The 10580-nt window shown below is 68.7% G+C and carries 11 protein-coding genes; 6 read left to right on the forward strand and 5 right to left on the reverse strand.

Translation table 11 applies throughout. From position 1 onward, the window contains the following. Nucleotides 1–54: 54 nt before the first annotated feature. The 3 genes from ASC55_RS12035 to ASC55_RS12045 all read right to left on the reverse strand — a co-directional run bounded on the left by ASC55_RS12035 (nucleotide 55) and on the right by ASC55_RS12045 (nucleotide 2988). Complete coding sequence (locus ASC55_RS12035; protein WP_055875729.1) at nucleotides 55–1410, reverse strand: anaerobic C4-dicarboxylate transporter family protein; 1356 nt, start codon at nucleotides 1408–1410, stop codon at nucleotides 55–57. After that, nucleotides 1407–2147: a peptidase E gene (locus ASC55_RS12040; RefSeq protein ID WP_055875732.1), complete on the reverse strand. Its 741-nt coding sequence runs from the start codon at nucleotides 2145–2147 to the stop codon at nucleotides 1407–1409. The genes ASC55_RS12035 and ASC55_RS12040 overlap by 4 nt, the downstream gene beginning before the upstream one ends. Nucleotides 2148–2250: 103 nt before the next feature. Next, complete coding sequence (locus ASC55_RS12045; protein ID WP_055875735.1) at nucleotides 2251–2988, reverse strand: SGNH/GDSL hydrolase family protein; 738 nt, start codon at nucleotides 2986–2988, stop codon at nucleotides 2251–2253. Between the two features lie 182 nt (nucleotides 2989–3170). Between ASC55_RS12045 and ASC55_RS12050 the strand changes: the two genes are divergently transcribed. The 6 genes from ASC55_RS12050 to ASC55_RS17345 all read left to right on the forward strand — a co-directional run bounded on the left by ASC55_RS12050 (nucleotide 3171) and on the right by ASC55_RS17345 (nucleotide 8600). Continuing rightward, a complete protein-coding gene (locus ASC55_RS12050) occupies nucleotides 3171–4304 on the forward strand; it encodes an MFS transporter (RefSeq protein ID WP_055875738.1) in 1134 nt (377 codons plus the stop codon). 37 nt (nucleotides 4305–4341) lie between these two features. Beyond that, complete coding sequence (locus tag ASC55_RS12055; RefSeq protein ID WP_017830064.1) at nucleotides 4342–4893, forward strand: hypothetical protein; 552 nt, start codon at nucleotides 4342–4344, stop codon at nucleotides 4891–4893. A 10-nt stretch (nucleotides 4894–4903) separates the two neighbouring features. After that, complete coding sequence (locus tag ASC55_RS12060; protein ID WP_055875741.1) at nucleotides 4904–5305, forward strand: hypothetical protein; 402 nt, start codon at nucleotides 4904–4906, stop codon at nucleotides 5303–5305. Between the two features lie 28 nt (nucleotides 5306–5333). After that, nucleotides 5334–7160, forward strand: coding sequence for a glycoside hydrolase family 15 protein (locus ASC55_RS12065; RefSeq protein ID WP_055875744.1), 1827 nt, complete (start codon nucleotides 5334–5336; stop codon nucleotides 7158–7160). Nucleotides 7161–7227: 67 nt separating this feature from the next. Continuing rightward, nucleotides 7228–8136, forward strand: a complete 909-nt coding sequence (locus ASC55_RS12070) for an LssY C-terminal domain-containing protein (protein WP_082524325.1) — start codon at nucleotides 7228–7230, stop codon at nucleotides 8134–8136. Then, nucleotides 8133–8600: a hypothetical protein gene (locus ASC55_RS17345; RefSeq protein ID WP_017830068.1), complete on the forward strand. Its 468-nt coding sequence runs from the start codon at nucleotides 8133–8135 to the stop codon at nucleotides 8598–8600. The genes ASC55_RS12070 and ASC55_RS17345 overlap by 4 nt, the downstream gene beginning before the upstream one ends. 53 nt (nucleotides 8601–8653) lie before the next feature. On the opposite strand, the gene ASC55_RS12075 is transcribed toward ASC55_RS17345, so the two are convergent. Together ASC55_RS12075 and ASC55_RS12080 are read right to left on the reverse strand one after the other, a co-directional pair. Continuing rightward, nucleotides 8654–9598 (reverse strand): hypothetical protein, encoded by a 945-nt coding sequence (locus tag ASC55_RS12075; protein ID WP_055875747.1) that lies wholly within the window; start codon nucleotides 9596–9598, stop codon nucleotides 8654–8656. Between the two features lie 126 nt (nucleotides 9599–9724). Further along, nucleotides 9725–10580 (reverse strand): magnesium and cobalt transport protein CorA (locus ASC55_RS12080; protein ID WP_235563362.1); only part of this gene is annotated, 856 nt, incomplete at its 5' end.

Here is a 10580-nt window from a genome sequence, read left to right on the forward strand (position 1 = left end):
CCGTCCCTACGATATCGCCCGGCGGCTCGTCGAGGTGACGTCTTCGGGGGCGGCTCAGGCGAACAGGAACGACAGAGGCACGCCGATGATGATTGCGACGGCCACGTAGATGAGGTTCGGCAGCTGGAACGAGTGGTCGAAGACGAACTTCCCCATCTTGGTCGTGCCGGTCTGGTCGAAGGCCACGGTGGCGACCTGACTGCCGTTGGCCGGCAGCGTGTAGATGCCCATCGCGGCCGGCCACAGGCCCACCAGGAGCGGGGCGGGCAGGCCGATCGTGATGCCGATCGGCACGATCGCGTTCGTCGCGCTCGACTGGCTGGTGGTGAGCATCGCGACCGCGAAGAGGGCCAGCGCGAACAGCAGTGCACCCAGGAACGCCGACGACCCGGAGACCACGGCTCCGAGCCCATCGACGATGAGGGTCTGGTTCGCGGCGACGAAGGTGTTGGCCAACCAGGCGATGCCGAAGAGGGCGATGGCGCCGACGATACCGGCGGGGAAGGTGGGCTGCTTGGGCACATCTGCCGCCTTCACCTTGCAGAAGACGAAGATGAGGGCGGCGATGATGCCCATCACGACCTCGATGATGACCGTGACGCTGAGGCGCACCGGATCGCCCGCGTCGTCGGTGCCGATGACCGGACGCAGGTTCTCGAACAGGCCGAAGAGCACGATCACGCCGACGCCGGCGAGGAACAGCGATGCCGAGAGCACGGCGGTGGGGGGCAGCTTCTTCTCGTGCGCGTCGGTCTCGGGCGGCGTGATCTGGTGCTCGGCGAGACGCCGCTGGAACTCGGGGTCGTCTTCCAGGTCCTTGCCGTGGCGCATCATGACGAGCGCCGCGACGAACAGTCCGACGATCGACGCCGGCCACATGATGAGCAGCAGCCCGCCGAGATCGACGCCCTGCGGGGCCAGCAGCACCACCATCGAGGCGGTCGCGGCCGAGACGGGAGAGCAGAGGATGCCGACCTGCGAGGCGACGGCCGAGACCGAGAGTGCCCGCTCCGGGCGGATCTTCTGCTGATACGAGACGTCGTAGATGACGGGAAGCAGCGGGTAGAAGATGTTGCCCGTGCCGGCGCCGACCGTGAACAGGAACGACATCGCCGGGGCGAGGAAGACCACCGACCTCGGCCGGCGCCTGATGACCTTCGCCGCCACCGACACCATCCAGTCGATGCCGCCGGCCGCCTGCATGGTCGAGGCCGCGGTGATCACCGTGATGACGATGAAGACCGCATCGACCGGGGCGTTGCCCGGGGCCTCTCCGAAGAAGAAGATGAGCACGGCCACGCCGACCAGTCCCCAGACGCCCAGTCCGATCCCGCTCGTGCGGGTGCCCATGTAGATGGCGCCGATGACGACGAGCAGCTCGGCGATGAGGATCCACACGTTGTCGTTCATGACGAGGGCCCCTTCACGATCGGGGCGCTCCCGGTGAGCAGGGTGGTGGGAAGCTCGGTCTCGACGATCTTCCCGTCGACGGCCTCGACGCGCAGGGCGAGGGGGTTCTCGACCGGGCTGACCGCGGTGACGAACGCGGAGTTCTCGAAGTGCAGCGACTGGAGGTTGCCGACCGCGTACCCGGTGGAGAGCTCACCGCTCAACAGGGAGGCGTGGAAGAGCGGGCGGCGCTGGTCCTCGGCGTCGTAGTGCGGGCAGAAGCTGCCGTGCAGGAACCCGAGTCCCTCGGGCATCACCTGAAGCGTCGGGCCGTAGCTGTCGGTGGTCCCGCCTTCGAACCAGCAGATACCGCCGGCGCTGCCCCCGGTGAAGACCACGTTCGAGTCGGGGTCCTCCCACATCTCGCGCATGATCTCGTCGAGACCCTGGCGCTTCCACACGTCGAGCATGTTCGCAGTGTTGCCCCCGCCGACGTGGATCACGTCGAAGCCCTTCACGAAACCGGCGAGGTCGTCGACCGCTCGGTGGAAGAGGGGCAGGTGATGCGGCGCGCACCTGTCGGAGTCGTAGGTGGCGTAGAAGCTCACGATGTACGCGGCGTCGTCACCCGTGGCGGTGCCGACGAAGAGCACCCGGGGTCGCTCCTTGCCGGTGAGTCCGAGGATGTAGTCGTGCGTCGGATCGTTCCGCCGCTCCATCATGGCCTTGCCGGCCCCTGTTGCCACCACGTGAGACATGCCCCCACCTCTCCGACGAGTGTGAATGCGCTCAACCTAGTTGCGGGCCTGCGGCTGCGTCCAGAGGTCTTTCGTCCACGACGGGTGAGGGGGTCTGGGCCGCCTATGCGTTCTGTCGAGCGGTCGCCACGAGTCCTTCGAGCAGCGCGAAGGTGCGTGCGCGAGGGCCTTCGGGGCGGATCCCGATGGCGTGGGCGAGTTCGAGCGCGAGGGCCGCGTGGCCTTCGGCGTTCGGGTGGAACGGGTCGTTCATGAGTCCCCACGGCACTCCGCCGGCGCCGAGCTCGGCGAAGCGGGCGTACTGGTCGACGAGGATGACGTCTTCGCCGGCGGCCACCTGACGCACGGCCTCGGCGAACTCTCCGATGCGGGCCCGCTCCGGGGCGTTGCGGACGTCGATGGCCGGCGGTGTCTGCAGGACGGGAACGGCGCCGAGCTCGCGCACCCGAGCGACGAAGTCACGCAGTGAAGCCGCGTAGTCGTCGGCGGTGATGACCTCGCGCGGTCCGCCGTCGGAGGCGTCGTTCGTGCCGATCATGAGGGTGACGACGTCGGGCCGCCATGACGCGACGCGGCGATCCCAGTCGTCGAGGAGGTCGACGATGCGGTTGCCGCTGATCGCGGTGTTGAGCACGACATCGCGCACGCGCTCCAGTTCACCGCGGATCAGCTCGTGCAGGTGCTCCGGATAGCTGCGCCCGCCCTGGGTGTGCACCAGGCCGTGCGTGATCGAGTCGCCCGTGATGACCCAGTTCAGCGGTGCGGGTGCTGCGAGCGACGCGGCGATGCGGCGGAGGTCGGATGCGGCGGAGGCGGAGGCGGGGGAATCGGCGTTCGACACGGCTCCGAGCCTATCGGCCGCGTGGCGTGGGTTACCGTGGAGGGGTGAGCCCTGAGTCCGACAGACCGTAGATCGCGGGTCGAGTGTACGTCGTGCGCTCCCCGCATCCCTGTCGACCCTTCTCTCGCCCGCTGTTCCTCGCCCTGAGCGATTCGAGCGGCGTCTTCGTGTCTGGATGCTCCATGCCCTTGCTCGTCCCTGTCCTGGCCCTGGCGATCTTCGCCCAGGGCACCAGCGAGTTCATGCTCGCCGGCCTTCTCCTTCCCCTCTCGGCCGACCTCGACGTCGATCCGTCCACCGCTGCGCTGCTGACGTCGGCATTCGCGGTCGGCATGGTGATCGGCGCCCCGATCATGGCGGTGTTCGCCAGCCGATGGGCACCGCGGCGCACTCTCGTGCTGCTGCTCCTCGCCTTCATCGCCGCGCATGCGGTCGGCGCCCTCGTCTCGTCCTTCTGGGTGCTGCTCGTCAGCCGGGTGTTCGCGGCGCTGGCCTATGCCGGGTTCCTCGCGATCGCATTGGCGACCGTGCGGGTCATCGTCGAGCCGGCGCAGACGACACGTGCCGTCGCGGTGCTGCTCGCCGGCACGACTCTGGCCACGATCGTCGGAGTTCCTGCCGGCGCGGTGCTGGCGAACGCCCACGGATGGCGTTCGACCTTCTGGGCCGTCGTGCTGCTGTGTCTGCCCGCCGTGGTGGCCCTGCTGCGTGATCGCACCCTCGTCGCCGTCGCGCGCTCGCCGCGGATCGCTGTGCGCGGGGAGCTCGCCGAGCTTCGGCGTCGTCCGGTGCTCGTCGCCGTGGTGATGGCCGTCGTGGTGAACGCCGCGACCTTCGGCGTCTTCACATTCCTCGCGGTCATCGGCACCGATGCCGGCGTCGGTGATTCCTGGATCCCTCCGCTCCTCGCCGCCTTCGGTGTGGGGGCCTTCCTCGGGGTGTCCGCGACCGGTCGGTGGGCCGCCGGCATCGAGCGCACCTGGATCCGGGTCGGCGCCGTGGCGACGACCGCGGTGTGGATCGTCTTCGCCGCGTGCGTCGATGCGGTGCCCGGCGTCTTCATCGGTGCGGCGGCCGGCGGCATGCTGTCGTTCGCCGTCGGCTCGGCGCTGATCGCTCGCATCGTCGGGCAGGCGTCGGGTGCTCCGGTGCTCGGGGGCGCCTACGCCACCGCGGCACTGAATCTCGGAGCCTTCGCCGGTCCTGTGGTCGCCGGCATGGCCTACGCACAGAACGGGGCGGCCGGGGTGCTGGTGGTGGCTGCGAGCCTGGCGGCCATCGGGGTGCTCCTGGCTCCGCTGCTCCGTGCGCGATGACCGCCCACGCCCGCGCTCGATGCGAAAGACTGGAGGCATGACTTCGCCTGCGCTCGACACCCTCCTGGCCCGCATCGTCGAGAGCGGACTGCTCGAAGATCCCCTCGCCGAGAACGGCCTGGTCTACGGGCGCGCGAGCATCGACGCGGCGGGCACCGTGGTCAACGTCAACGTCGACCCGGAGCTCGAAGACGATGATGAACAGGGCGACGACGTCGATCACGATGCGTTGATCGCCGCGGTCTCGCGCATCCTCTCGGTGGGGGAGTCGCGCTGGCGCGCGATCATCGACGAGGTGGCCGCCGACATCGACGACGCGGTGGACGACGAGCCCGTGGTCGAGCAGATCGACCTGCGCGACGACCTCGAGGCCACGTCGGTCGTGGTGTTCGCAGACGCCGTGCTGCTCGCCTTCCTCGCACCGAAGCAGTTCCCCGACTCACGGATCCTCGTGCAGCTGGACGACGATCTCGAGGTCGACGGCGTCGAGGTGCGAGAGCTCGACGGTTCGGAGACCATCGCGTTCGACACGCTCGACGACCTGCTCGACCACATCAGCGGTCCCGACGAGAGCGCAGCGCCGGCGTAAGTCCGCTCCCGTGGAGACCGCGAGCCCTCGTTCCGATCCGCCGAAGCGGCGCAGAGCGGCGAACCCGAGCACCGTGCTGTCGGTGCTCGGGTCCGCCGCGGTCGGCGTCGTGGTGACGTGGTGGATCAGTGTCGGCCAGCGTGTCCCGGTGCACGCCGACGCCGACCTCGCCTCCGTCCGCTTCGGCTTCCCTCTTCCCTGGATCACACAGGATCATTCGTCCAACCCGTTCGTCGCGTATCCGCAAGAGGTGGCGCTGCGCCTGACCGGCCGCACCGGGATCAGCTATCCGACGGAGTACGACTGGACCTCGTTCGCCGGTGACGCGCTGATCTGGGGTGGCGTGTTCTGGGTGATCGCGATGGTCGGGATCCCCGCACTGGTCAGGGCGATCCGCGGGCAGGAACGCTGAGTCGGACACGGAGGAGGACGAGCAGGCGATGGACAGGACGGACACCCCCGACCTCGAGGTGCGCGCACGCATCGAGGACTATGCCCTGCTGAGCAACTGCCGCACGGCGGCGCTCGTCTCCCGCGCGGGGAGCATCGATTGGCTGTGCCTGCCGCGGCTCGACTCGGCGTCGACGTTCGCGGCCGTGCTCGGAGACGAGTCCCATGGGCGATGGCTGTTGCGCCCGACCGACCCTGCTGCCGTGAGCACCCGGCGATACGACGAGGACACCTTCGTTCTCGTGACCCGTTGGGAGAGCGCGGGAGCAGTGGCGGAGGTGCACGACTTCATGCCGATCGGACTCGACCCCGATACCGCGATCCGGCGCACCGACCTGATCCGCAGGGTCGTCGGCGTGCAGGGGTCGATGCGCTTCGAGCAGCGGCTGAGCATCCGCTTCGACTACGCCAGGGTCATGCCGTGGGTGCGTCAGGTCGGATCGCCCGGCGAGCCGTGTCTGGTCGCGATGGGCGGACCCGATGCCGTCGCGTTGCGCGGTGCACCCCTGAAGCCGATCGACCATCAGCACCGGGGTGAGCTGACGGTGGCCGCCGGAGAGGTGCGCGACCTGCAGCTGACCTGGTTCCCCTCGCACCTCGAGGTCCCGCCGGCGCTCGAGGTGGAGAAGGAGCTCGGCGACACCAAGGCCTGGTGGCAGGACTGGGCGGATCGGATCTCGCACGACGGTCCGCACCGCGACGAGGTGGTCAGGTCGCTGCTGATCCTGCGGGCGCTGACCAACCACGAGACCGGCGGTATCGCCGCCGCGGCGACGATGGCGCTGCCCGAGGAGATCGGGGGCGTGCGCAACTGGGACTACCGCTACGTCTGGCTGCGCGATGCCGCCCTCACGCTCGAGGCGCTGCTCGCCCACGGCTTCCTCGGTGTGGCCGGGCAGTGGCGGGAATGGTTGCTGCGGGCCGTCGCCGGAGACCCCGCCGATCTCCAGATCATGTACGGCCCGGCGGGCGAGCGAGACCTTCCGGAGCGGGCTCTGCCGAATCTCCCCGGATACGAGGGGTCGACGCCGGTGCGGATCGGCAACGGCGCGGCGGACCAGTATCAGGCGGATGTCGTCGGCGAGGTGCTGGTGACGCTGTCGGCGGCGCGGGCGGCGGGGCTCAACGAGTCGGGCTTCTCCTGGCCGTTGGAGCGCGAGCTGCTGCGGTTCGCCTCCGAGCAGCTCGATCGCCCCGATCAGGGGCTGTGGGAGATCCGTGGTGAGCCCCGTCTCTTCACCCACTCTCGGGTGATGATGTGGGCGGCGTTCGACCGCGCGGTGCTCGCGGTCGAGGAGTACGGCCTCGAAGGCCCCGTGGAGCGCTGGCGTGGGCTGCGCGATCGGATGCGCGAGGAGATCGATCGCGACGGCGTCGTCGACGGCCACTTCGTGCAGCACTACGCGACGACCGAGGTCGACGCCTCGCTGCTGCTTCTTCCGCAGGTGGGCTACTGCCCACCGGACGACCCGCGGATGCTGGCGACGGTCGAGCGCATCGAGCAGACACTGATTTCGGGCGGGCTGGTACGTCGGTATCGCACCGCGACGGGAGTGGATGGGCTCGCCGGAACCGAGGGGGCGTTCCTCGCCTGCTCGTTCTGGCTCGTCGAGCAGTATGCCCTGACCGGACGGCGCGGGGAGGCGGCTGACCTCATGGAGAGGTTGTGCGGCCTGGCGAACGACGTGGGGATGCTCTCCGAGGAGTACGACCCGGTGGCGCAGCGGCAGCTCGGCAACACCCCGCAGGCGTTCTCCCATCTCGCGCTCGTGCGCGCCGCCGATGCCCTGGCCATGACGGAATCCCGGACGCGCTGAACAGCCGCGTCGAGCGGTGCGCGATCAGCGTCTTCTCACCGGTGCGGGCACTTCCTAGGATGTGGACATGGCGGAACCAGTCAAGAGGCGGGATCCTCTGGTCCAGCGTCGGCGGTTCTCCGTCAACGCGGCTCTCGACGATGCCTTCTTCGTCTTCGCCGGTGTCGCCGCGATCTGGCTCGCCTACCTCCTCATCACCGAGGCGTTCTCGTGGGGCTGGTGGGCCATCGCCTTCGCGATCGCTTTCTGGCTGCTCCTCGCCTACCTCGTGCTGCCGAGACTGCACTCCATCCTCACGCGCATCTACGTGCCAAGCTACTTCATCGGGCGCGCCCGAACCAGCGACGGCCTGCTCGGCGATCCGGTGAACCTCGCGGTCCTCGGCACGCAGGAGCAGCTCACCCGATGCATGGCCGAGGCCGGATGGACGCGCGCCGACGAGATCACCGCCGCGTCGACCTGGCGCATCGTGCAGTCGACCGTGCTGCGGCGCAGCTACGACGAGGCGCCCGTCAGCCCGCTCTTCCTGTTCGGTCGTCGACAGGATCTCGCGTATCAGCAGGAGGTCGAGGGCAACCCGGCCAAGCGGCACCACGTGAGGTTCTGGCGCTGTCCCGAGGGGTGGATGCTGCCCGGCGGGCACCGCGTGGACTGGGTGGCCGCCGGCACCTTCGACCGTGCTGTCGGGTTCTCGCTGTTCACCCTGCAGGTCACGCACAAGATCGATGCGGACATCGACATCGAACGCGATCACATCGTCCGCACGCTGCGGGACGCCCACGCCGGGGTGCGCATCGTCATCATCCGCGACTTCTCCACGGGCTATCACTCCCGAAACGGGGGTGGTGACAGCATCCACACCGACGGCGACCTGCCGGTCATCGATCTCCGCCACGTCACGAAGGCGCAGCCGACAGCCGCCATGACGGAGCCCGACGACCAGGCGCCGGTCACTGAGCTGCGGGGGCTGTCGTGAGGCGTCCGCTGGCCACCGGGCTCGGTGCCGTGCTGATGTCGCTCCGCGTGATCTGGGGGTTCATCTCGATCCTCATCTACGTGCTGAACTGGAGCGCGATCAGGGAGGATGTCTTCGCCTCCGCCGATGGTGGCCTGCTGGTGCCCGCAGACGTCGCCGATCTCCTCCTCGTCATCGGTTTGAGCGCGCTCGGCGTCTGGTACGTGTTCTACGGCGTGCTCGCCGGCCTCGTCTTCGCGGGGGCGAACTGGGCCCGCATCGTGGCGATGAGCTTCGCCTCGCTCAGCATCATCGTCGTCTTCTTGGACTGGTGGAACGCCGGGATCCCCGTCACGTTCCAGACCTCGCTCGCCAGCGTCGCCCTCGACATCCTCGTCCTGCTCGCCCTGTCGGCGCAGAGCGCCCGGAGCTTCGCCAGACGGAACGATCCTCGGTTCGCCAGCACGGGCGAGCCACTCGAGTGATGCTGCCGATCGCGCCCGCTTCGTGATGGGGAACGACGGTGCGCCCGCGTCGCTCAGCTCCGGCCGTGCGAGGCGAGGACCGCCGCGGTCAGCTCGGCGCGATACCGGGCCTCGTCGAACGCATCCTCGTGGGGGAGCAGATGCAGCGGCGGCGGGGTGATGGCCAGCAGTGTGTTGACGAGCCCGAGCGGCTCGGGGTAGCTGATGCGCACGGTGCCGGCCGGGAAGCCGTTCTCGCTCTGCCAGAGAGCCAGGTCGTCGCAGAAGCGCTCGTGCTCGGGGAGCCGGATCGAACGGGCCCGGTCTTCCGGCCAGACCTTCCACGCCAGGTTGTACAGTCCGTGGGCGAAGGGCCAGAACAGCTTCTCCAACGCTCCGACGCCCGATTCGGAGACACGCGAGACCGCGTTGACGTAGTTGTTCAGCTGCGTGGAAGCCTCCTCCGGGTCTTCGTCGAGCAGCGCGAGCAGGTACCTCAACTCCGCCTCGTACAGCTTCGGCTGCTTTCGCTCCAGGTGGCGGTGAGCGCGCACCCGCACCGACGGTGCGAGGTCTTCACGCCCGTGCCAGAGGACCATGACCACGGAGGCCATGGGTGCCCACGTGCCGCGGTCCAGGAACTCCTCGGGCAGCAGAAGCGGCACGCGATCGAACATCCCCGCCGCCAAGACGCGTTTGACCGTGGGGTAGGCGTAGTCGGGGGTGGAACCGGTCCAGTTCCGGCAGCCCTCGGCGACGGCGAAGTGGAACAGGGAATCGTTCAGGGCAGGCATGTCCTCAGCCAGAAGCGCGTCGTGCGCGGCCAGCTTCCACGGCACCCGCAGCAGCCCGCGCCACGTGTGGACCTGTTGATCTGCCGGCTTGCCGTCGCAGTAGTCGTCGAAGATCTTGCGGCAGGCATCCAGATACGCGGTCACATCCCGGTAGTGGCCTCGACCCTTCGCGCTGTCGTCGGCATAGGCCTTCATGTACTGCTGCCTGTACGTGGCGGTGATCACTGACAACCCCTCGGAATCCCTCTGCGTGAACCCAGTCTCCATCAGGTCTGCTGCCGGAAGCAGCAGGCCGTCACCGCCGTTTCCGTGCGGCGGTGACGAACCCCACGACGGACTCCGCCCTGGCGATCAGAGCCACTTCTTGTACTTGAACACCCCGAACAGACCGACGGCGAAGGCGACCATCGCACCGATGGCCATCGGGTAGCCGAACGCCCAGTGCAGCTCGGGCATCACATCGAAGTTCATGCCGTACACCGTGCCGACCAGCGTCGGCGCGAAGATGATCGCGGCCCAGGAGGAGATCTTCTTGATCTCGTCGTTCTGCGCGAGCCCGGCCTCGGTCTGCCGGCGGGCGACGAGCGCGGAGTGCACGGTCAGCGCGTTCTCGAGGATCGCGCGGAAGGAGTCGATCTTCTCGTTCACGCGGATCGTGTGGTCGAGCACGTCACGCAGGGAGCGCTGCAGCTCCTCGTCGATGCGGTACTTCTCGGAACCGCGGCGCAGCCACTCCAGCATCCCGTTCAGGGGGTGCACGGCGCGCTGGAAGTTGATGACCTCGCGGGACAGCTCGTAGATGCGGCGGGAGAGAGCGCTGTCGTCGTCGCCGTCGCCGAAGAGCTGGTCCTCGATCTCGTCGATGTCGTTGAGGAGCCCCGCCACGATCGGCTCGTACCCGTCGACGACCTCGTCGAGGATCGCGTACAGCACGGCCTCGGGGCCCATCGCGAGCAGCGCGGGGTTCGCCTCCATGCGGGCGCGCACGGCGGCGAGGTTGGGCGACTCGGCATGCCGGATCGTCACCACGAAGTCGGGGCCGACGAACAGGTGCAGCTCGCCGAACTCGATCGACTCCTGCTCATCGCGGTAGCGCGCGGGGCGCAGCACGGCGAACAGGGTGTCGCCGTAGCGCTCCACCTTCGAGCGCTGGTGCCCGGAGAGCGCATCCTCGACGGCGAGCGGATGCAGGTCGAACTCGCGAGCG

Source organism: Microbacterium sp. Root322, from assembly GCF_001425645.1.
In the GTDB taxonomy this organism is placed as follows: domain Bacteria; phylum Actinomycetota; class Actinomycetes; order Actinomycetales; family Microbacteriaceae; genus Microbacterium; species Microbacterium maritypicum.